Below are 21,953 nucleotides of genomic sequence, written 5' to 3'. Positions count from 1 at the left end.
AAAGCGTCGCTGGCTATACCTGGGCGCCTGACGGCGCACCCGCCCGGTCCCAGAACTCCGAGGTGGCGTAGGGGAGTACCCTCTCGCGGTCCACATTGGAGATCCTGTAGCGGCCCTCCTCCTTGTCGACCACCAGGAGAGGTATGGTCCCGCAGTCGTCCATCCCACCGGCCTCCCGGTCGAAGGCGAGCGTGACGAAATAGGGGGTCGCGGAGGTCATTATGCTGACGGCCATGTACTTCGGCTCCCGCTTCAATACGCTAATGGCGGTGCCTCCCAGGCGGAAGTGGGACGCCTCGAACCTCTTGATGAGCCCCAGGGGGAACTCCGAGCTTAGGATCCTGAGAAGCCTCTCGGAGACCTGGAACGCCGGCACGTAACCTGGCTTGTCCTGCATGGTGACCATGAGCTCCTCTGTCTCCGGCCGCCGGTACGGGCGAGAGGACTCTATTTCCACCATGGTGCGGAACTCCTCGTAGTCCTTAAGGAACCGACCCTCCCTCATGATACCCCCCGCAGGTAAATAGCGTCCCGATTATTAATTCTCGCGCATCATATATATTATCGAAAAAGGGACCAATCAGCGGGGGATGGGGAATCTCGCTGACGGGGCAGGGACCCGCACCGATGCGCGCGAGGGCAAGCGCGGCGCCGTTCCCATGGCGGAGAACGCCGTGGATGGTGAAGCAAGCCGGGGGCAGCGGCCAGGCGGCCGCCGCTATATCGGAGGCCGAGCCCCCGACAGAAAAGTTGTAATATGATGCGGTCAAAGTTGCCCCGCATGGTCAAGATGGACGTGGAAGACCTCACCTCACAGCGGATGGAGATGATCCAGATGGAGAACCCCGACCTCTTTACCAGATATGATCTGGAGGAAGGCGACGAGGGGGAGTGGGCGCTCATTACCGTGACGGACGAGCACGACCGGCCGGTGGTGTTCGAGATCATCGAATCGGAGGACAGCTGGAGGAGGCCGGACCTGGTGGAGAAGTACAACGAGCTTGCGGCGGAGGCGTCGCAGGTCCTGGTGATCCTCCCGGACGATATCTACGAAGAGGCGGTGGCCTTGCTGGAGAAGGAGGCCAGCCGCTCCATCGATCTACGGTCGTACGGCGATATCGGCCTGATACTCAGAGCGTGACGGCGGCACGGCCAGGCCGGCGTGCCAGGGGGCGGCATGATTGAAATAGCAGTTCCCCGTTACCGCACGAGGAATGAGCATGGTCGACGCTAAGGCTATCGAGCAGGCCAAGGAGCACTTCGGCAAGATCCTTGAAGAGCAGCTGAAAAGGGTGGAGGCGATGAAGTCCGCCCAGGATTGGACCGACTACAGCGGTCTGAAGACCATCAAGATCGGCATCTGCGGCGGCGACGGCATCGGACCGTACATCTCTCAGCACGCCCAGACCGTCCTCGAGGAGCTGCTGAAGGACGAGATCGGCGGCGGCAAGGTCCAGGTCAAGGTCATCGAGGGGCTCACCATCGAGAACAGGGTGAAGGCCATGAAGGCCATTCCCGACGATGTCCTGGCGGAGATCAAGAACTGTCATGTCATTCTCAAGGGACCGACCACCACTCCCAAGAAGGGGGACCCCTGGCCGAACATCGAGAGCGCCAACGTGGCCATGAGGCGCGAGCTGGACCTCTTCGCCAACGTGAGGCCGGTGAAGGTCCCGGAGCTGGGCGTGGACTGGATGTTCTACAGGGAGAACACCGAGGGCTCCTACGTCCTCGGCAGCAGGGGAGTGAACGTCACCCCGGACCTGGCGATGGACTTCTGCGTCGCCACTACCCAGGGGTCAGAGCGCATCATCCGCCTCGCTTTCGACTACGCCAAGAAGAACGGCATCAACAAGGTCAGCGTGGTCACCAAGGCCAACGTGGTGAAGACCACCGACGGCAAGTTCCTGAGCATCGCCGAGCAGGTCTCCAAGGACTACCCCGAGGTCAAGTGGGACGACTGGTTCATAGATATCATGACCGCCAAGCTCATCGACCCCTACCGCCGCAAGGACTTCAAGGTCATCGTGCTCCCCAACCTGTACGGGGACATCCTCACGGACGAGGCCGCGCAGATCCAGGGCGGTGTCGGGACCGCCGGCAGCGCCAACATCGGGAAGCAGTACTCCATGTTCGAGGCCATCCACGGCTCCGCGCCGCGCATGGTGGACGAGGGCCGCGCCCAGTACGCCGACCCCTGCTCCATGATCAAGGCCGCTTCCATGCTGCTGAACCACATCGGGTACGTGGACAAGGCCAAGAAGCTGGACATGGCCCTGGACGTGTGCGTGCAGTTCGAGAAGAAGCTGGTGATGACGGGGCGCTCCAACGGCGCCACCGGCGCCCAGTTCGCCAAGTACGTCCTCGACACCGTGAAGGACCCCGCGCTGGAGAGCAGGTGGCAGGCCTATCAGAAGGCCATGCCTGCCTGAGCCCCGGGCCCTTTCCTTTTTATCGCTCCGCCCGGCCCCAAAGGACGTGAGCGCTGGACCGCCATCCTGGCGATCAAGACCAAGGAAGGGGCGTGAAAGGCTTGATGATTAAGTTTTTATCTCCTGCGTCATTTCCATATGACGTTGGCGTCCAATATCGGGCAGAGATTGCGGGCACGGGCGAAAGCCCCCGCCGCGCAAGGCGGCAGTGATGATGGCGATAGTACTGCTGGTCATCCTCGCCCTCGCTTCTCCGTTCGTCGTAGGCGGGCAAGCCATCGACATCGACGAGCGGAGAGACATTTCCCTCTCGCCCGGCGTCAGAAGCATCGAACTTAACGTCAGGGCCACCGTCGGCCAGCTGGAGGTGTCGTTCGCCGAGCTGGACGGAAAGGCCGTAGAGGTCACCGCCCAGATCGAGGGAACGACCATCCGGCCCGGCAGCGGCGGGCCGCTGGAGCTGACGGTGGAATACCGCGATGACGTCGCGTCGGGCGGCGACAGGATGGTGGCGAACATCACCTTCGACGCCTACGCTCCCTGGCCGTACTACTCCCTGGACAGCGCCCGCTACAGCGTGGTGGTGGACCCTTCCCTCAATGCGACCCTGGACCTGGGAATGACCACGGGCGGCATCACGCTGTCCACCGCTCCCGGGGTGGTGCTGGAGGGCCTGCGCCTCAACGCCACCAGCAACGGCGCGGCCGTCACGTTCAACAACGGGACGATGCTGTCGGGTGACGTGCGGATACACACCGCCACCGGAGGCACCCTGTTCCGGTGGTACGACGTGGAGGTGAAGGGACATCCCACGATCGCCCTCTCCGAGTCCTCGGGGGATATCGATGCGGTGTTCTACCAGCACCGGCCGCTGAACGGCAGCATGACCGTCAAGGCCGCCGGCACCCTCGGGGATATGAGCTTATCGCTGGACCTGTCGGGGGTGAACTCGGCGGAGGTCAAGAGCAGCAAGGGCGCCACGGTCACCGGCGAAGGGTTCACCGGCTCGCTCCCCGCATCGCTCCGCTCCGATAATTATCGCGATGGAGGCGTCCACAGGATGGATGTGCAGCTCAACAACACGCGGGGCGATATCGTCGTAGACGGACGGTGGGCCGGCAGCGTCTGAAAAAAAGATCAGGCCCGGAGTTCCGCTGGGGGTGGACCCTCCGGGCCGTTGCGGTCATCATCACTTCTCGTCGAGGTTCATGGAGTAGTAGCCGTCGGTGGGCGTCGCCCTCCCCGGCTGCTCCCTGGCCTCGAGCGGCTCGGTACCCTTCCTCTGCTTCCGCTCGTAGGGGTCCATGCGGACCCCCGTGGACAGGAAGATCACCCGGTCGCCGATGTTGCAGGCATGGTCGGCGATCCTCTCCAGGTACCGGGCCACCAGGATGTAGGAGGTCCCGATGCCGATGCTGCGGGGATCCTCCATCATGTGGGTGAGGGACTCGCGGAATATGGAGTCCCACAGCCCGTCGACCTCATCGTCCCTCCTGAAGAGGGCCAGGGCCTTCTTGTCATCGCGCTCTACGAAGCTGTCGATGGCGTCGGTCACCATGGACATAGACACCTCGGCCATGAGCGGCACCGCCACCAGCTTCCGGAACCTCCTGCCGTTCCCGCCATCTCTGGTGGCGAGTTCGGCGATGTCCCGGCCGTAGCGGCCGATGCGGTTCAGGTCGGTGATGACCTTCAGGACCGTCGACACGGTCCTCAGGTCCACCGCCACCGGCTGGTGCAGGGCGATGATGTCCAGGCAGTGCTTCTCGATGAGCTGGTCCTGGCGGTAGATCTCCTTGTCCAGGCGGGCCACCTCGTCCCTGAGCCCGACGTCCTCGGCCAGGAACGCCTGCACGCCGTCCCGGACCGCTTCCTTGGCCATCTCTCCCATGTGGACGATCTCGCTGTTCAATTGCTTCATTTCCTCGGTGAACACTGTCCTCGGCGGCATCAGCCCATCCTCCCGGTGATGTACTGCTCAGTAAGCTCCTTCTCCGGCTTTTCGAATATCTGCCTGGTGTTGCCGTACTCTATCAGGTCGCCCAAGTAGAAGTAGGCGGTGCGGTCCGCTACCCTGGCCGCCTGCTGCATGTTGTGCGTCACGATGACCACGGTGTAGTCCTTCTTCAGGTCCACCAGGAGGTCCTCGATCTTGGCGGTGGCGATGGGGTCCAGGGCCGAGCACGGCTCGTCGAACAATATGATCTCTGGTTGGATGGCAAGGGCCCGGGCGATGCACAGCCTCTGCTGCTGCCCCCCGGAGAGGTCATAGGCCGACTTCTGCAGCCGGTCCTTGACCTCGTCCCACAGCGCCGCGCGCCGAAGACTTCCCTCCACTATGGCGTCGAGTTCCTCCTTCTTGTGCTTGCGGACCTTGATGACCTCCTTGCCGGTCCGGGAGTCCTTGGCCAGCTCCTCCACCTCATGGATGCGGGGAGCGTAGGCGATGTTCTCGTAGATGCTCTTCGGGAACGGGTTCGGCTTCTGGAACACCATGCCCACCTTCTTCCTCAGGTCCACCGGGTCCATTCCCTTGCCGTAGACATTCTCTCCATCTAAGAGGACCTCCCCCGCCACCTTGGCAGTGGGAATGAGGTCGTTCATACGGTTCAGGCAGCGTATGAAGGTGGACTTCCCACATCCCGACGGTCCTATGATGGCCGTGATCTCGTTCTCGTTTATTGCCATGCTCACGTCCTTCAGGACGTGCTTGGTATCGAACCAGACATTGAGCTTGTTGATTTCGATCTTCGTTGACATGCGAATTTCACCACCTGTATTTTTCCCGGTACCGGTTGCGCATGAAGATGGCCACCAGGTTCATCAGGACGACCAGGCCTATCAGCACCAATGAGGCGGCGTAGGCCATCGGATAAGCGTTGGCGCGGTCCGTTACGGTCGTCAGATAGTATATGTAATAAGGCAAGGCCTGGAACTGGTCGAACAGCGACGTGGGTATCAGCGCGTTGACGGCTACGCCGGTCAACAATATAGGGGCCGTTTCCCCTCCCGCCCTGGACATGGACAGTATCGTTCCCGTCAGCACACCCGAGGCGGAGTACGGCAGGATATGGTGCCGTATGGTCTGCCATTTTGTGGCCCCGAGGCCGATGGACGCCTCATAGATGGATGGTGGTATCGACTCCAAGGCGCCCCTCGTCGACACCATGATTATGGGCAGGACCATCAGGCTCAGGGTAGCGGCCGCGGCGGCCAGGCTCAAGCCGAAGCCCAGATAATACACGAACAGCCCGACGCCCAGCAACCCCCACACGATAGAGGGTACTCCGGCGAGATTATTCACCACCAGCCATATGGCCCGGGACCACCGGTTGTCACCCCAGTACTCCACCAGGAAGACTGTACCCAGGATGCCGATGGGGATGGCGATTATCAGCACCAGCAGCATTAGCGATATCGTGCCCAGCAGGGGGCTCAATATGCCCCCCATGACCAGCGATCCCCTCGCACTGGGGGCGGGGTTCTGGGTGAAGAACTCTATGCTCAGCCTCCCCACGCCGTTGAGGAAGACGTAGCCGAGGATTACCACCAGGGTACCTACGACGATCCCGGCGCACGCCCGGGCCAGGGTGAAGTAGAGGGCCTCCTTGTCCTTGCGGTTCATCGATAGGCCTCCCGATATCTGGTCAGAACGAAGTCAGCGATCAGGTTGATGACGAAGGTTATCAGGAACAGCAGCAGGCCGACGGCGAAGAGGCCGCTGTACTGCAGCGAACCCACGGCCGATTCGGGTATCTCGATGGCCAGTGCGGCCGTCATGGTCCGCACCGAGCTCAGGATATCGAACGTGAACTGGGTGGAGTTCCCGGTGGCCATGAGCACCGCCATGGTCTCTCCCACGGCCCGGCCGATGGCCAAGGCGATGGCGGCGATGATGCCGGGGAGGGCGGAGGGGAATATGACCCTGCGGATCGTTTCCCATTTTGTCGCCCCCAGCGCGTATGATGCCTCTCTTATGTTCCGGGGGACCGCATTCATGGCCTCCTCCGATATGGAGATCTGTATGGGCACCATCATGACCGCCAGGATGATCGCCCCATTCAGCGCGTTCAGCCTGGTGAGCGGATGGAACAGGTCCATGATCAGGTTGGACAGAACCAGCGCAGCGAACAAACCATAAACGACAGAGGGCACGCCAGCCAAAAGCTCGATGGCCGGTTTGAGGACCTTCTTGATCGACGGGCTGGCGATCTCCGATAGATAGATGGTACAGCCGATGCCGATTGGCACGGCGATGAGCGCCCCCACGAAGCTCACCAGCAGCGTACCCACCAAAAGGGGCAGGACACCCCAAGAGGGGTTGGCGCTGTGAGGGGCCCACCTTGTTCCAGTGAGGAACTCGAGGATGGGAACCTCGCCCCAGAAGGGCAGGGAATCCCTCAGTAGGAACAGGAACACCAGGACCAAGGTGATCACGGAGACCAGGGCACAAACGAACAGTACGCCCTTGATCCCGCTCTCAAAGAGCCTCTGGATCCCTCTGCTGCGATTAGGAATCTTTCTTGCCATATTGGATCACACTACTGTCCCGGGCACGCCCCGAGACCCCCCAGACTTGAAGCGGTTTCGTGAAAGGTTTGGAAGGGGTTTTGCCGGCCTTGCGGCTGGCTTTGGAGTTGCCGTCTTATAGCTCCCGGGCGATGGCCAGATCGAAGGAGATCACGTCGGCGGTGCTGTCAATGCCAGCCGCCTCCATGGCGTAGCCGATACCTACATAGCCGATCCCGCCAGCGTTGTGCTCCACTTCAGGCAGTATGGCAGCGTTGGTGGGCATCTTCAGCATCTTGTCGTCGTAGGTGACGCCGGTACCCAGGACCAGCTCCTCAAAGGTGGCGTAGGTACCGGAGGATTCCTCCCTGCCGTACAGTGCGACCGGCTGGTCGTTGCCGCCGACCTGGTTCCAGTTAGTGATGGTGCCGCTGAACAGGCCTTTCAGCTGCTCCATGCTCAGCTCTTCCACGGGGTTGTCCCCGTGGACGATCAGGGCGATGCCGTCCACGGCGACCTTCCATTCGACAACGTCGATTCCCTTGCCCTCGGCGGTCGTTATCTCACTGGACTTCATAGCCCGGGAGGCCTGCGCGACCTCGGCCAGGCCGTTGATGAACCGCTCGATGCCGGTGCCGGAGCCGACCTGGTCAATGGTCACGTGTATGCCCGTCTTCCCCTCGAATTCCGTAGACCACAGTAGTGTGAGCTCGCCAAGGGTGGTGGAGCCGCTTTCGGTGAAGCCACCGTTGATGTTCTTGGCATCCGCGGTGGGGGCGGCCAGCTGGGCCTCCATGTCCTGCATCTCTGCGTCAGCGAGGGGATAGAATCCCGCATCGGAGACCTTCTGTTGCCCGTCATCGCTGTAGATGTAGGCCAGCCACTTGCCGATGGAGCTGTCTGCAGCCGGCACTCCGTCGGTATACAGGTAGAGATATCTAGACAGCGGGTAGCTTCCGTTGTACACCGCCTCCTTGTCCAGAGGAGAATATGCGGTGGCGTCAGTGCCCTCCGAGAGCTTCAGAATCTTGACGTTGGAGTTGGAGCTCGAGTTGTTGTTCAACACGAGGGCCGCTCCAATGGCCGCCACGATGATGACGGCCACGACGCCTATTGCGATCATTATCTTCTTTTCCATGAAATTACCTCTCCAGGCAAGTCCCGGACCAGCTCCCAGCAGCGAACGCGAGGAGGGACATCTCGCCGCGCTTCATCAACGATATGCCCATATTTCCCATGCCGAACCTTGCCTCTACAAGGACCGAGTAAAAGGCCATACTATGTACGTTGGCTAAGTAGAATATAGATATACATGTACTGGAATGTACCTACCTGTTCTCTATATTCAATATATACGGAACATATTAGCAGGTAATGATATGGTCAGGAAGGACATGGAATCCCGCAAGGTGCAGAAGACCGGCGTTTCTACTATCACGGTCTCCCTGCCCAAGGAGTGGGTCTCCGCCAACAAGCTGAAAGCGGGCGACCAGGTGAACGTCGAGGTCCAGACAGACGGTTCCCTGGTCATCGATCCCAAGGAACGGAAGAAGGGGGAGCCGGTGCGGAGCGTGGTGCAGGTGGAGAGGGACGAGCCCACCGAACACCTCACCCGCAAGCTCATCGGCGCATATCTTGCCGGGTTCAATATTATCGAGGTGCGCTCAAAGGAGCGCATGGGCCTTGACACCAAGCACGCGGTCAAGGACTTCGCCCGCCTGGTCATCGGACCGGAGGTCATCGAGGAGACCAGCAACTCTGTGGTCATGCACGACCTGTCCGATCCGGTGGAGCTGCCGCAGAAGAAGTGCGTCAGGAGGATGCATCTCATCGTGGAGTCGATGCACCGTGACGCCGTCACCGCCTTCGACAACGGGGACGAGGGCCTGGCCAAGGATGTCATCGACCGGGACCAGGACGTGGACCGCCTGTACTGGATGACGGTCAAGCAGTTCAACCTAATCCAGAAGGACCGGAGCCTGGCGGACAAGATAGGCGTGGACATCTACGACTCCATGAGCCTGATGCTGGTGGCCAGGATGATGGAGCGCATCGGGGACCATGCCGAGAAGATCGCCAAGCTCGCCGTGGGCACCCTGGAACAGAGGGCCTCAGAGAAGGACATGGCGCGCGTCAAGAAGCTGAGCGAGGAGGCGCTGGACGTGCTGGCGAGGTCGGTGGAGGCGTTCTTCCTTCACGATATCAATGCCTCTAACAATACTATCGACCGGGCGCTGAAGCTCGCTCAGGACGCCGGGGCACTGATGCCCGCCCTGCAGGTCTCCGCCAACAAGGGAGCGGCCATCAAGGCCTCTTTTCTCGACTCCATAATCCGCACCATCATGTACTCCGCCGATATCGCCGAGCTCGCCATCAACGACGGCATGAGACTGGAGAAGACCTGAAAATCGGAGAAAAGAAAGGAGAATAAGGAAAGGGTTTAATCGAGTGCGAAGTCCCCGCCGTTCTTCTTGAGGTGCTCCGCCAGCCCGCCGTCGGAGAGGATCTTCATCATCACCGGCGGAAGAGGCTTGGCCTGCAGGGTAACGCCCTTGGTGAGGTTCTTCACCACGCCGGCGGCGACGTCGACCTCCAGCTCATCTCCCTCGGAGATTCCGGAGGTGTCAACCTCGACCACGGCTAGGCCTACGTTGATGCAGTTGCGGTAGAAGATGCGGGCGAACGACTTCGCCACCACCGCGCTGATGCCGGCGGCCTTGAGCACCAGGGGCGCCTGCTCCCTGGAGGAACCGGCGCCGAGGTTCTCGCCCGCCACCACGAAGTCGCCCTTGGTGATCTCGTTGTAGAAGCCGGGGCGGATGTCCTCCATGACATGCTTGGCCAGCTCGTTCATGTCCAGGGTCTTGAACTTGTACTTGCCGGAGATGACGTAGTCGGTGTTGAGATTGTCCCCGAAGGTGTGCGCTATGCCCTTGGTAGCGGTCATCACAGCACCTCCCTGACATCGGCGATCTCGCCGCATATGGCAGAGTACGCCGCGGTAGCGGGGCTGCCGAGATAGATCATGGCCTTGGTGTTGCCCATGCGGCCCTTGAAGTTCCTGTTGGCGGTCGACAGCACGTTCTCCCCGTCGGAGGGTACGCCATTGCACGTTCCGACGCAGGGGCCGCAGGACGGGGGAAGCAATGTTCCGCCGGCCTTGACCAGCTTGTCGATGATGCCTTCTCTCATGGCGTCCAGCAGGACGTTCTTGGAGGCGGGGGCGATGATGAGCCTCAGCCCCTTGGCGATCTTCTTGCCGTCGAGGATCCCCGCGGCGATGCGCAGGTCCTCCAGCCTCCCGTTGGTGCAGGTGCCGATGAACACCTGGTCCAGGTGCTTGCCCTTGACCGCGGTCACGTCGACCACGTTGTCGACCTCGTGGGGCTTGGCGATCTGCGGCGGGAGGGAGGAAAGGTCCTCCCTGATGACCCTCTCGTAGATGGCGGAGCCGGAGGCCTCCACGCCCTTGAACGGCACGCTGGTCCTCTGTCCGATGTACTCGCTGGTCTTGGCATCACAGGGCATCAGCCCGACCTTGGCGCCGACCTCCACCACCATATTGGAGATGGTCATACGAGCGTCCACGGACATGCTGTCGATGACGCTGCCGTAAATCTCCAGGGCCTTGTACGTCGCTCCGCGCGAGGTCAAGCCCCTGGCCATGTGAAGTATTACGTCCTTGGAGTAGGTGCCGGCCGGCAGGGCGCCGTCGTACACGAACTTTATGGTGCTGGGCACCCGGAACCATATCTTCCCGGTGACCAATGCTGCGGCCAGGTCCGTAGAACCGACACCGGTGGCGAACACGTTGAGGGCGCCGTAGGTGCAGGTGTGGGAGTCGCCGCCGATGACCACGTTGCCCGGGAGCACGTGGCCGCGCTCCGGAAGCAGCTGGTGGCAGACCCCTTCTCCGATGTCGTATATCATGGAGCCCTGGTCCTCGGCGAACTGCCTCATCTCCTTGTGGATGTTGGACACCGATTCCATGGGGGAGGGGGTGTTGTGGTCGATGACGATGGCGTACTTGTCGGGGTGGGCGATGGCCTTGGCGTTCATCTGCCTGAAGGCCTTGATCGTGAGCCCCGTCGTTCCGTCCTGGGACATCATGAAGTCCACCGGGACGATGCAGATGTCCCCGGCCGCTACCTCCTTTCCCGCGTGCGCTGACAATATCTTCTCAGAAATAGTTCCCATTTGTGTTCACCTTTTCGTGCGGCAGAGGCCCCACCCGAGAGGGTGGGGAGAAAGCCGCAAATCCTTCACGTATTGAAGCATATCATCCCTCCGTGCTCCCGACCCATAAGGTCAAGCCGCTCCCCGACGAGGAGCAGAAGGCCGCTCTGCCGGAAACGATGGAACGGTCCAATGAGGATTGCAACTTCGCTGCAGCGGCCGCGTTCCGCATCAAGTCCGCTAACAAGATGCGTCTCCAGAAAGAAGTCAAGTGCGTTCGGTGCGGGTTCGCTGGCCCCGCCGACCACGTGGCAGCTATGAATATCGCTGCCGGGGGCCGCGTCAACGGCCCTATCGTGACGGGGGATCTTTCGAGCCATGTTGGTCTACCTCAGTTGCAAGCCCACGGATTCATTCGTGGGTAGTTGACCTGTTGTTGGGGAGGGTGTCCTTTACCCCGTCCTTGTAATCCTGGTATATGTACACGAGTTCGTTCTCCGACAGGGATCGCTTCAGCGACACGGAGGTGGCGCGGACGATCTCCAGCACCGCCGTGGCGGTGGCGTCGTCGATCTCGATGCCCTTGGCCAGGAGGGTCTGCTTTATGGTGCTCCGGCCAGAGTGCTTCCCCACGATGATCTTGCGAGACATGCCCACCTCCTCGGGGGAGTACGGCTCGTAGTTGGAAAGGAATTTCATCACGCCGTCGGTGTGGATGCCGGCCTCGTGGGCAAAGCAGTTGGAGCCCACGATGGGCTTCCACGCCGGGATCTCGCGGCCCGAAGCGCGGGCCACGTACTCGGTGACCTCCCGGAACCGCTTGGTCTCGATGCCGGTGTCGATGCTGAGCAGGTGCTTCGCGGCCATGACGACCTCTTCCAGCGGCGAGTTGCCGGTGCGCTCCCCGATGCCCATGACGGTGGTGCTCAGGAAGGTGGCCCCGGCCTGAACGCCGGAGATGGCATTGGCAGTGGCCATCCCGAAGTCGTTGTGGGTATGCATCTCCACGGGGATGCCCACCTTGTCGACGATGTTCTTGATGGCCGCATAGGTCCCCGACGGGGTCATGATCCCCAGGGTGTCGCAGTAGCGGACCCTGTCGGCGCCGGCCTCCTTGGCGGTCTGGCAGAACTGGACCATGAACTCGGGATCGGCGCGGGACATGTCCTCTCCGTTCACGGAAATGTACATGCCGTGGGCCTTGGCGTACTCCACGGACTCCACGATCTTGTCGAGGACCCACTGGCGGTCCTTCATCAGCTTGTGCTCGATATGGATGTCAGAAGCGGACATTGAGATGGCTACGGAGTCGACATCGCAGTCGATGCTGTGGGCTATGTCCTCTTTATTGGCGCGGTTCCATCCCAGGATCGAGGCGTTCAGTCCTAAATGCGCGATGCGCTTTATGGCCGTCTTCTCGTCGCCGCCCATGGCGGGTATGCCGACCTCGAGCTGCTGGACCCCTATCTCGTCGAGCAGCTTGGCGATGCGTACTTTCTCCAGGTTGGCGAACACGATTCCCGCGGCCTGCTCCCCATCCCTCAGAGTGGTGTCGCATATGTTGAGCTTGCTCCCTGCCAGCTTGGCGAGGACGTTACCCTTGTCCTTCATTTTTCTGTCTCCTTTCGATGTTCACTCAATGCCCCATCGCGCCGACGTATGGCCCCGCCGTGTCCGCGTGAATGAGCCCTCGGAGCCGCCGTCCGCTTATTTAACCGGAGCGTTCCCTGGAAGGACATGCTCCGTTGCTAGGTGTCTTACTGCGAACATGTCCACCCCAGCGGCATGGCCCCTCCTCCCCAGAACTAGGGGTGCGGGTTGAAACCAAACCTAATCGGGGGTTTCATACTAAACTGTTTCGAAAAACAATAGCATGGCCGGGGAGATATGGATAGTGGATTTGAGTAGCATTGGACTCGAAATATGCAGCACGTGACTTATTCTCTGCGGATCTCGTAGCAGGCCGCCATTTTCAAGAGGGAAGGCGGAAGCGCAGCAAGGCGGCCACCCCACCTATGGACTCGAGCTTCTTCCCGGCCTCGAACCGCTCGCTGACCACGATGACCTTTCCCCGGGAGTTCTCGACCCTGGCCATGAGCGGCTCAATCCTGTTCTGCCGCACCACGGTGTCGAGGACCAGCAGCGTGTCCACCGCGCCCATGTCCGCCGCCCTCTCCACGTCGGCGGGGCCGTACGACACCAGGCCGTCCTTGGCTATCTCCTCCAGCACCTTCTCCACCACGCTGGTCTCCATGGCCGCGCGGGAGCCCTGCACCACCTCCGCGCCCATCCCGGTCTTCATAAGCTCCTGGATGCCGGCCATGCCGGCCTGCCCGGTGTGGTAGATGAAGGAGTTCTTGAACACGTCCGGCTCCTTCTCCTTGCCCAGGGTCAGGAGAGCTTCCTTGGCGAAGCCGGGGCCGAGGATGACTATGGGCACCCCGGGCTCGGCGGACTGCTTCACCTTCTCCACGATCTCCCCGTAGAAGTTGCCGCCATCCTTCTGCTCGTACATCTTCCCAGAGGAGGGGGCGTAGATGTGAGCGATCTCCTGGATGCCGAACTGGCGGGCCATGGCGATCACCGCCTCGTCGTTCTCCAAGGCCACGAACAGCAGCTTCGGCTTATTGGAATCCTCCACGGCTCGGCGCACCCTTTCCAGCACCGCGGGGGTCCAGTTCTCCTTGCGCACGGTGAGGACATCGCCCTCTCCCAGGATGAGAGTGTGGTGCGCGCCCAGGTCCTGCGGCCCTTCCACGATGGTACCCAGAACGCGGAGGCGTGAATCTGTTTCCAGGAACTCCACCTTTTCGGCCTTGATGCCCAGCACCATGCGCTTCTTCTCCGCCCTTTCCGCCCTGATCTTGTCGGTCTTGGCCTCGTCCCTCCGGAAGGTGACGGAGATGATGATATCGCCGATGCTGATTATATTGTAGAGGTGCCACAGGTCGTCGAGCGTTTCTACCCTCATCTTGATCTCGCCGGCCTGCCTGTCCTGGTGAAGGACCTTCATCGCACCCACTATGCGTCCGTCGATATATTAGCGTCCCTTTCCGGGCGGGAGCCGAACGGCAATGAAAAAAGAAAATTAGGAGGTAGAGGGAAGGCCACGCGGACAATAGGGGCGCAAGCAATGCCCCGAGTGGGCCTTCCCTGCACCTCACATTACCTGGTCGAGAGTATATTTGGGTTGATGCGCGGATAATTCACTTCTGACCATTATAGCCCAGGAGAAGCTCGGGGAGGAGCGCTGCAGCGAGGCCGGAATGGGGAGGGATGTCCGACAACGAGGCAGGCGGCCCGGCCCTCGCGCGGGCATCCTGGCCGGTTGTTCATAATCAGACAAATCCTCCCTGGTCTGTCATCCGCCCATGCCAAGACTTAAGTATTTCACTCCTATACTGCAAACTTCTGATGGTACAGTGCTTCCTCATCCTTGAAAACGGGACGATCGCTGAGGGCACTGGCTTTGGTTTTGAAAAGACCGTGTATGGGGAGGTCGTGTTCAATACCGGCATGTGCGGCTATCAGGAAAGCCTCACCGACCCCTCGTACAAAGGCCAGATACTGATCATGTCCCACCCGATAATCGGAAATTACGGCATCAGCTCAAAGTTCCAGGAATCGCCTCGGGTCCAGGTCACCGGCTACGTGGTCAGGGAAGCGTGCAAGGACGCCTCCCCCATGTACGGCCACGAGAGTCTGGACGATTATCTAAAAAAGAACAGTATCCCCGGCATCAGCGAGCTGGACACCCGCTCGCTCATCATCGGCATCAGGGAGCGCGGGGTCCTTCGGGGCGCCATCGCCTTCGACGAGGACCCCCAAGAGGTCCTGGAGAAGGTGAGGAGCACCCCCTACCCCTCCGACCGGAACCTGGTCGCCGAGGTCAGTACCAAGGAGGTCCTGCGCTACAAGAAGGCGGGGGCCAAGAAGGTCGCCCTCATCGACTGCGGGGTCAAGGGCAACATCGTCAACGAGCTAAAGAAGAGGTTCGAGGTCATCCAGGTCCCCTACGACACCCCGGCCTCCTTCTTCCGCGGCGAGGACATCGACGGGGTGTTCCTGTCCAACGGGCCCGGCGACCCAGCGCACCCGGAGATCATGTCCACGACCGTCCGGACCATCAGGGAGCTGAAGAACGACTATCCCATCTTCGGCATCTGCCTGGGGAACCAGCTCCTCGCCCTGGCCTGCGGCGGCAAGACCTACAAGATGAAGTTCGGCCACCGCGGGGTGAACCAGCCGGTCAAGCACAACGGCAGGGTGTACATCACCTCGCAGAACCACGGCTACGCGGTGGACGCGGAGTCCCTGGACGGCACCGGGTTCGTGGCCGATCATATCAATGTCAATGACGGAACGGTCGACGGGATGAGGCATACGGAGCTTCCGATATTCTCGGTACAATACCATCCCGAAGCTTCTGCCGGCCCCAAGGACACCACCTTCCTGTTCGACGATTTCGCCAAGCTCTTGGAGACGGTAGAATGAAGAGGACCGACCTCAAGAAGATCATGGTGATAGGGTCCGGCCCGATCGTCATCGGGCAGGCCGCGGAGTTCGACTTCTCCGGTTCCCAGGCCTGCAGGTCCCTGCGCGAAGAGGGGTACACCACCGTGCTGGTGAACTCCAACCCGGCGACCATACAGACCGACCTGGAGACGGCCGATGTCGTGTACGTGGAGCCGCTCAACGCCGAGACGGTGGCGCGCATCGCCGAGAAGGAGAAGGTGGACGGGATCCTCTCCGGAATGGGCGGGCAGACCGCCCTGAACATATGTTCCGAGCTGGCGGAGAACGGCACCCTGGACCGCCTGGGCATCAAGCTCCTGGGCACTCAGCCGAAAGCGATTGCGCTGTCCGAGGACCGCGAGCTGTTCAGGGAGATGATGCTGGAGATCGGCGAGCCCATCCCGAAGAGCATGACCGTGCATTCCATCGAGGAGGCCAAGGCCGCGGCCCATGAACTGGGCAGGTACCCCGTGCTGATCAGGCCGGCCTACACTCTGGGTGGCACCGGCGGCGGCATCGCCCATAACGACGAGGAGCTGGAGACCATCGCCGGCCGCGGGCTGGCGTACTCGCGCATCCACCAGGTCCTGATAGAGGAGAGCGTGCTGGGATGGAAGGAGTTCGAGTACGAGGTGATGAGGGACTCCCAGGACAACTGCGTCATCATCTGCAACATGGAGAACCTCGACCCCATGGGCATCCACACCGGGGAGTCGATCGTCATCGCTCCGACGCAGACCCTCAGCGACGAGGACCACCAAAGGCTGAGGAACGCCACCATCAAGACCATCCGCGCCCTGGGCATCGAGGGCGGGTGCAACATCCAGTTCGCCTTCGACCCCGAGACCAAGGAGTACCGCGTCATCGAAGTGAACCCGCGGGTGTCCAGGTCATCGGCGCTGGCGTCCAAGGCCACGGGGTACCCCATCGCCAGGGTGGCAGCCAAGATCGCCTGCGGGTACGCTCTCGACGAGATACCGAACCGCATAACCGGGAAGACGTTCGCCGCGTTCGAGCCCTCCCTCGACTACATCGTCATGAAGGTCCCCCGCTGGCCCTTCGACAAGTTCCGCACCGTCGACCGCACCCTGGGCACCCAGATGAAGAGCACCGGGGAGGTCATGGCCATCGGGAGGACCGTGGAGGAGGGGCTTCTCAAGGCCATCCGTTCGCTGGAGATCGACCAGGAGTACCTGGACCCGGTGGACTGGCCGCAGGAGCAGATGATGAAGGAACTGACCGAGGCCACGGACCAGAGGCTGTTCGTCATCGCTGAGTGCATGCGCCGGGGGATGAGCATCGACGAGCTCGCCAGCATCACCAAGTGGGACGTGTTCTTCCTGCACAAGCTGAAGAACATACTGGACATGGAGGCGGCCCTCAAGCAGGGCAAGGACCTCCACCCCGCCACTTTGCGCAAGGCCAAGAGGATGGGGTTCTCCGACGACGCCATCGCCAAGCTGACCGGCGGCACCTCCGACGGCGTCCGCGCCAAGAGGGGGAAGAACAGTATCCTGCCCACCTACAAGATGGTGGACACCTGCGCCGCGGAGTTCAAGGCCGAGACGCCCTACTTCTATTCCACTTACGAGACGGAGAACGAGGCCCGGCCGTCCGGACGCAAGAAGGTGGTCATCGTCGGCGCCGGCCCCATACGCATCGGGCAGGGCATCGAGTTCGACTACGCCTGCGTGCACGGCGTGATGGCCTTGCAGGAGGAAGGCGTTGACGCCATCATCATCAACAACAATCCCGAGACCGTTTCCACCGACTATGACATCTCCGACCGGCTGTACTTCGAGCCGCTGACGCTGGAGGACGTACTCAGCATCATCGAGAACGAGGACGCCGACGGCGTGATACTTCAGTTCGGCGGGCAGACCGCCATCAATCTGGCCATGCCGCTCCTGAAGGAGTTGGAGGGGAAGAAGACCAAGGTCCTGGGCACCTCCCCGATGGACGTTGACGCGGCCGAGGACCGAAAGCTGTTCTCCGCGCTCATGGACAAGCTGGGGGTGCTCCAGCCCAGATCGGGGACCGGGCACTCCTTCGAGGAGGTCCGGGAGATCGCCAGCGGCATCGGGTACCCCGTCCTGGTCCGTCCGTCCTATGTCATCGGCGGGAGGGCCATGGAGATCGTGTACAGCGAGGAGGAGCTGAAGAGGTACGTGGCCACCGCGGTCAAGGTGTCCAAGGCCCATCCCATCCTCGTTGACAAGTACCTTTCCCACGCCATCGAGATCGACGTCGACATCGTCGCCGACGGCACCGACACCTTCATCGGGGGCATACTGGAGCATATCGAGGAGGCAGGTGTGCACTCCGGCGACGCCACCATGTCCCTGCCGCCTCAAACGCTCCCGCCGGAGATCATGGCCAAGATCGTGGAGATATCCGAGAAGGTGGCCAAGGGCCTCAACATCAGGGGCCTGATGAACCTCCAGCTCGCGGTAAAGGACAACGATGTCTACATGATCGAGGCCAATCCCCGCGCGTCCCGCACCGTTCCCTTCGTGTCCAAGGCCATCGGGGTCCCGCTGGCCAAGGTCGCCACCAAGGTGATGCTCGGGAAGACCCTGAAGGAGCTGGGCCACGTGGGAGTAGCGAAGTACGAGCATGTCGCGGTGAAGGCTTCGGTGTTCCCGTTCCTCAAGCTCCCGGGGGTCGATTCCATCCTGGGGCCGGAGATGAAGTCCACCGGCGAGGTCATGGGCATCGCCCAGGAGCTGGACGCGGCCGTCTACAAGGCCTACACCGCCGCCGGGCTGAAGCTGCCGACCAAGGGAGGGGTCTACATCACCGTCAGCGACGAGGACAAGCCCAAGATCCTGGACACCGCGCGGCAGCTGCGGGAGATGGGCTTCAAGATCTATGCTACCAAGGGAACCTCGACCTTCCTGAGGGAGAACGGCCTGCCCACCACCACGGCGTACACCATCTCCCAGAAGATGGACCCCGACGCCCTTGGCCTGATGCGCAAGGGGGATATCAACCTCATCATAAACACCCCCACAGAGTCCTCGGGAGCGAGGCGGGACGGGTACATGATGAGGCGCCTGGCAGTGGAGCTGGAGATACCGTTCCTCACCACCGTGCAGGCCGCCCGGGCCACCGTGGCGGCGATGAAGCGCGCCCGCCTGGGTCCCCTGGAGGTCACCTCGCTGGGTGCATATCATTCCGAGAACGAACAGGCCCGACCGCGGTAGCCAGACGCCAGGTCCGAGTCCCTGCCTGGGCGCGGCCCGTGGACCAAGGTTCGGGCCGCCCTCAAGGATAGCTCGCGGTGCCGCTCAGGTCCTCCGGCCCACGGGCTTTCGCCGCGCCCTCATGGCCGGCGCACCGCATTTCCTCGAGAGGGGCGGAGCCGTCGGCGATATCTCCGTCCAGAACATCAAGGAAGGTAAGCCCGTTGTCGCCCATATACGGCCTGGTGTGATCGACCTTTCCCGAAAGGATCTCTTCGGGGATGCCACCGGGGTACGCGTCACATACTTCCCCCTTTCCCAAGTGGACCCTCTTGCAGTAAAGGCAAAGCGGTTCAATCATCTCTTCAGCCCTCCAGAGTAATGGTCGTACATCTCCATAATATCATCTGAAAACTCTTTGCCGTCAAGGAACGCGGCCCGGACCTCAGCGATGAACTCTGGAGGGTTCTCACCGGCATAGTTGCTCACTTCGACTATTGCCAGCTCCTTCTCCGAAAGCTTGTCAAAATCATTCAGTAGATAACTCGTCTGGTCATGATGCCAATGGGCGCAATGGCTCAGCTCGTGCCGGATGGTATGCATGATGCTATCGGTGGAGAACCGCCGAATGTCTCTGAGCCTTTCCGCTCTCGCTTTAGACCGCATCATCCCCGCCTGGAAGAACATTGACCTGGGGTTGATCGTGATGCTGTCTTTTTTGTTGCTGTAAGTGGCGGGATTACTTCGGACATTTTCTAGCGCCTCGGCATGGCTGGAATCGATCAATATGCGCTTAGGAAGGGCAGCTCCGCATTTGATGCTCTCTTCCAGTCCAGCATCCACGTTCTCCAGGACCCTGTGGTGCGTGGGTTCCATCTCGTTCTCGACGACCTTCACACCCTTCTCCTCGATGCTCCTTATTGCCGCCTGCCGGCGTTCTTCTGACCGCTCTTCGTACAAGCCCTGCGGCGCCCCAGCCATTGTCTCGAGGCGGGGAGACGACGCTGACTTAAGCTGATGCGGACTACACCGATATTAACTCGGCCGATGCCCCGAATAGAGAGGGGCGTGATCCATGCCGAGCGCCTGGCTCTTAGTGTATCAGAAGGCTCTTGACCCCGCGGGAGCTCTTGATGCGCGGTATCATCTCCGGCGGGACCGTGCTGTCGGTGATGACGTACAGGCGCGGCTCCTCACTGATGTCGGGGTCGTCCACCAAGGCCTGGCGGACGCTGATGCCGGCCTCGGCGATTATCCTGGTGACGTCGGCCAGTATCCCCGGGGCGGCGGCGTCGGTAGGGATGATCTCGATGCAGCCCCATCCCATCACCGGAGCGACCTCCTTCAGCATGGCGGTGGGAATGAGGGCGGAGAACACTTGGCGCAGTTCATCCTCGGCCTCGATGGTCTCGACGGCGGCCCGCACGATCCGGCGGTCCACCCCGGCCGCTCGCGCCAGGGCCATGTCCGCCACCTCCACCTCCCCGCTGTACACCCGGCCGCCCTTGACGCACATGCCGTTGGTCAGGAGCAGTTTTGCTACCTTGCCCTGGGAGGGGAAGCGGCCGAAGTACTTGGAGAGAGAGAACCACATGCTCTCCGGATTCTCCAATCATCTAATAGACTTTTCCAGCAACGTTCATTGCTGCGCACATGCGTCCGATGCATTATTGCGTATTGTTCCGCAGATAAGTTCATTAGAAATGAAATTTATATCTGTAAAGATAAATGCCTACGAGAATCGTATCACGTCTGGCCATAAGAAAAAGGACAGTATTGAGGAAAAGCGTATATACATGCTAGATATTGTCTAGCAAGCATAGGTGAGAAGATGTCAGGCAAGAGCATCCGGATGGAACGGATCATCGACCGCAATACCGGTCGTGCCGTGATCGTCCCCATGGACCATGGAATATCCATGGGGCCGGTAGAAGGGCTAGTGGACATGAAGACCACCATCGACAAGATATCCCAGGGCGGCGCGACCGCGGTCGTTCTGCACAAGGGAGTGGTACCTTATGGACACCGGTCCTTCGGCCGCGACATCGGCCTCATCGTTCACCTTTCCGCATCGACGTCGCTATCACCCGATCCAAACTCCAAGGTCCTGGTCACCACCGTGCAGGAAGCGATCAAGATGGGCGCCGACGCCGTATCCATTCACGTCAACATCGGCGCCTCCACCGAGACGGACATGCTGCACGACTTCGGGAACGTGGCGAGGGAGTGCAACGAATGGGGCCTCCCATTGATGGTCATGATCTACCCCCGCGGCAAGGATATCAAGAACGGCTACGATGTCGACCTGCTGAAGCAGTGCGCACGGGCAGGCATGGAACTCGGCGCCGACATCGTCAAGACGTCCTACACCGGCGACATCGACTCCTTCCGCGAGGTCGTGAAGGGCGCCATCATCCCGGTGGTCATTGCAGGAGGACCGAAGATGTCCAACGACCGGGACCTGCTGCAGATGGTGAAGGACTCCGTCGAGGCCGGCGGGAAGGGCGTCAGCATCGGAAGGAACGTATTCCAGCACCGCAATGTGGCCGGCATCACCAGGGCCATCGCGGACGTCGTGCTCCGCGAGGCCGAGGTGGACGAAGCGCTGAAAAATTTAGAGTGATGACATGTCTGGAAAGATCGCGTGGGTCAGGGCCGACCTCCCCGAGTCGTATGACGAGCGCAAGAAGCTGGTGTCCTCCGCCCTGGAGGCCGGCTTCGTGTACATCATCCTCCGCGACGAGGACGTGAACCTGCGCCGCCTGGGAAAGTTCAACGCCATGATCAGAAAGGGCGATGATCTCTATCTCGACGACGAGAGGATGGGCACCATCGTCCTGATCAACAAGCCAGAGGATCTCCAGAAGGCGTCGGCGCAGAAGAACAAGGTCAAGCACCTGGTCATCGCCGCCCGGGACTGGAAAGTGATCCCGTTGGAGAACCTCATCGCAGAGTTCCAAGGGTCGCAGACCAAGCTCATGGCCGAGGCTTCCACCCCTGACGAGGCCAAGCTGTTCATGGAGACCATGGAAGTCGGGGCGGATGGCGTGGTCATCGCGGCGAAGAGCCCCGCGGCCATACGGGATTTTACGCCCGTGGCCGCGCAGGCAGGGTCGCAGGTCGAGCTCGCTCCCGT

22 protein-coding genes are annotated in these 21,953 nt (G+C 61.2%); 8 read left to right on the top strand and 14 right to left on the bottom strand.

Annotated features, from left to right (window positions below; translation table 11 throughout):
* Window positions 1–13: 13 nt before the first annotated feature.
* On the bottom strand, window positions 14–505 hold the full coding sequence (locus tag WYS_RS02270) for a hypothetical protein (RefSeq protein WP_019176534.1): 492 nt from the start codon (window positions 503–505) through the stop codon (window positions 14–16).
* 276 nt (window positions 506–781) lie between these two features.
* Between WYS_RS02270 and WYS_RS02260 the strand changes: the two genes are divergently transcribed.
* The 3 genes from WYS_RS02260 to WYS_RS02250 all read left to right on the top strand — a co-directional run bounded on the left by WYS_RS02260 (window position 782) and on the right by WYS_RS02250 (window position 3,561).
* A complete protein-coding gene (locus WYS_RS02260) occupies window positions 782–1,141 on the top strand; it encodes a hypothetical protein (RefSeq protein WP_019176532.1) in 360 nt (119 codons plus the stop codon).
* A gap of 73 nt (window positions 1,142–1,214) precedes the next feature.
* A complete protein-coding gene (locus WYS_RS02255) occupies window positions 1,215–2,432 on the top strand; it encodes an isocitrate/isopropylmalate family dehydrogenase (protein ID WP_019176531.1) in 1,218 nt (405 codons plus the stop codon).
* A gap of 214 nt (window positions 2,433–2,646) precedes the next feature.
* Window positions 2,647–3,561, top strand: a complete 915-nt coding sequence (locus tag WYS_RS02250) for a hypothetical protein (RefSeq protein WP_019176530.1) — start codon at window positions 2,647–2,649, stop codon at window positions 3,559–3,561.
* A gap of 60 nt (window positions 3,562–3,621) precedes the next feature.
* Here the strand turns inward: WYS_RS02250 and phoU are convergent, their stop codons facing one another.
* The 5 genes from phoU to WYS_RS14030 form a co-directional block, all read right to left on the bottom strand.
* Window positions 3,622–4,383, bottom strand: coding sequence for a phosphate signaling complex protein PhoU (gene phoU, locus WYS_RS14035; RefSeq protein WP_019176529.1), 762 nt, complete (start codon window positions 4,381–4,383; stop codon window positions 3,622–3,624).
* On the bottom strand, window positions 4,383–5,192 hold the full coding sequence (gene pstB, locus WYS_RS02240; RefSeq protein ID WP_019176528.1) for a phosphate ABC transporter ATP-binding protein PstB: 810 nt from the start codon (window positions 5,190–5,192) through the stop codon (window positions 4,383–4,385). Before pstB ends, phoU begins: the two co-directional genes overlap by 1 nt.
* A 7-nt stretch (window positions 5,193–5,199) precedes the next feature.
* Window positions 5,200–6,057, bottom strand: coding sequence for a phosphate ABC transporter permease PstA (gene pstA, locus WYS_RS02235; RefSeq protein WP_019176527.1), 858 nt, complete (start codon window positions 6,055–6,057; stop codon window positions 5,200–5,202).
* The gene (pstC, locus tag WYS_RS02230) at window positions 6,054–6,962 is read right to left on the bottom strand and encodes a phosphate ABC transporter permease subunit PstC (protein ID WP_019176526.1); all 909 of its coding nucleotides are present in this window, start codon (window positions 6,960–6,962) and stop codon (window positions 6,054–6,056) included. The genes pstA and pstC overlap by 4 nt, the downstream gene beginning before the upstream one ends.
* 115 nt (window positions 6,963–7,077) lie before the next feature.
* Complete coding sequence (locus WYS_RS14030) at window positions 7,078–8,079, bottom strand: PstS family phosphate ABC transporter substrate-binding protein (RefSeq protein ID WP_019176525.1); 1,002 nt, start codon at window positions 8,077–8,079, stop codon at window positions 7,078–7,080.
* A gap of 241 nt (window positions 8,080–8,320) precedes the next feature.
* Between WYS_RS14030 and WYS_RS02215 the strand changes: the two genes are divergently transcribed.
* Window positions 8,321–9,346 (top strand): phosphate signaling complex PhoU family protein, encoded by a 1,026-nt coding sequence (locus WYS_RS02215; protein ID WP_019176523.1) that lies wholly within the window; start codon window positions 8,321–8,323, stop codon window positions 9,344–9,346.
* A gap of 35 nt (window positions 9,347–9,381) precedes the next feature.
* Here the strand turns inward: WYS_RS02215 and WYS_RS02210 are convergent, their stop codons facing one another.
* The 5 genes from WYS_RS02210 to WYS_RS02190 all read right to left on the bottom strand — a co-directional run bounded on the left by WYS_RS02210 (window position 9,382) and on the right by WYS_RS02190 (window position 14,130).
* Window positions 9,382–9,888 (bottom strand): 3-isopropylmalate dehydratase small subunit, encoded by a 507-nt coding sequence (locus WYS_RS02210; protein WP_019176522.1) that lies wholly within the window; start codon window positions 9,886–9,888, stop codon window positions 9,382–9,384.
* Entirely contained in the window at window positions 9,888–11,138 is a 1,251-nt protein-coding gene (locus tag WYS_RS02205; RefSeq protein WP_026068718.1) for a 3-isopropylmalate dehydratase large subunit, read from the bottom strand. The genes WYS_RS02210 and WYS_RS02205 overlap by 1 nt, the downstream gene beginning before the upstream one ends.
* Before the next feature lie 65 nt (window positions 11,139–11,203).
* On the bottom strand, window positions 11,204–11,497 hold the full coding sequence (locus WYS_RS15870; RefSeq protein ID WP_147654501.1) for a hypothetical protein: 294 nt from the start codon (window positions 11,495–11,497) through the stop codon (window positions 11,204–11,206).
* A 31-nt stretch (window positions 11,498–11,528) separates the two neighbouring features.
* Complete coding sequence (gene nifV, locus WYS_RS02195; protein ID WP_019176519.1) at window positions 11,529–12,728, bottom strand: homocitrate synthase; 1,200 nt, start codon at window positions 12,726–12,728, stop codon at window positions 11,529–11,531.
* 361 nt (window positions 12,729–13,089) lie between these two features.
* On the bottom strand, window positions 13,090–14,130 hold the full coding sequence (locus WYS_RS02190) for an mRNA surveillance protein pelota (protein WP_019176518.1): 1,041 nt from the start codon (window positions 14,128–14,130) through the stop codon (window positions 13,090–13,092).
* 401 nt (window positions 14,131–14,531) lie between these two features.
* Between WYS_RS02190 and carA the strand changes: the two genes are divergently transcribed.
* Both carA and carB read left to right on the top strand, forming a co-directional pair.
* On the top strand, window positions 14,532–15,611 hold the full coding sequence (carA, locus tag WYS_RS02185; protein ID WP_019176517.1) for a glutamine-hydrolyzing carbamoyl-phosphate synthase small subunit: 1,080 nt from the start codon (window positions 14,532–14,534) through the stop codon (window positions 15,609–15,611).
* Window positions 15,608–18,838, top strand: a complete 3,231-nt coding sequence (gene carB, locus WYS_RS02180; RefSeq protein WP_019176516.1) for a carbamoyl-phosphate synthase large subunit — start codon at window positions 15,608–15,610, stop codon at window positions 18,836–18,838. The genes carA and carB overlap by 4 nt, the downstream gene beginning before the upstream one ends.
* Before the next feature lie 61 nt (window positions 18,839–18,899).
* Here carB and WYS_RS14025 read toward each other — a convergent pair whose 3' ends face one another.
* The 3 genes from WYS_RS14025 to WYS_RS02165 form a co-directional block, all read right to left on the bottom strand.
* Window positions 18,900–19,178, bottom strand: coding sequence for a hypothetical protein (locus WYS_RS14025; RefSeq protein ID WP_019176515.1), 279 nt, complete (start codon window positions 19,176–19,178; stop codon window positions 18,900–18,902).
* On the bottom strand, window positions 19,175–19,798 hold the full coding sequence (locus WYS_RS02170) for a Wss1p-related putative metallopeptidase (protein ID WP_019176514.1): 624 nt from the start codon (window positions 19,796–19,798) through the stop codon (window positions 19,175–19,177). Before WYS_RS02170 ends, WYS_RS14025 begins: the two co-directional genes overlap by 4 nt.
* 112 nt (window positions 19,799–19,910) lie before the next feature.
* On the bottom strand, window positions 19,911–20,411 hold the full coding sequence (locus WYS_RS02165) for an ACT domain-containing protein (protein WP_026068717.1): 501 nt from the start codon (window positions 20,409–20,411) through the stop codon (window positions 19,911–19,913).
* A 237-nt stretch (window positions 20,412–20,648) separates the two neighbouring features.
* Here WYS_RS02165 and WYS_RS02155 point away from each other — a divergent pair, with 237 nt between their 5' ends.
* Together WYS_RS02155 and WYS_RS14020 are read left to right on the top strand one after the other, a co-directional pair.
* A complete protein-coding gene (locus tag WYS_RS02155; protein ID WP_019176511.1) occupies window positions 20,649–21,440 on the top strand; it encodes a 2-amino-3,7-dideoxy-D-threo-hept-6-ulosonate synthase in 792 nt (263 codons plus the stop codon).
* Window positions 21,441–21,444: 4 nt separating this feature from the next.
* The coding region (locus tag WYS_RS14020) for a 3-dehydroquinate synthase II (RefSeq protein WP_019176510.1) at window positions 21,445–21,953 on the top strand (509 nt) is incomplete at its 3' end.

It is taken from the genome of Methanomassiliicoccus luminyensis B10 (assembly GCF_000308215.1).
GTDB classification, from domain to species: Archaea; Thermoplasmatota; Thermoplasmata; order Methanomassiliicoccales; family Methanomassiliicoccaceae; genus Methanomassiliicoccus; species Methanomassiliicoccus luminyensis.
Note: the sequence above shows the minus strand (reverse complement) of the source record. Positions and strands in the feature narration are given on the sequence as shown.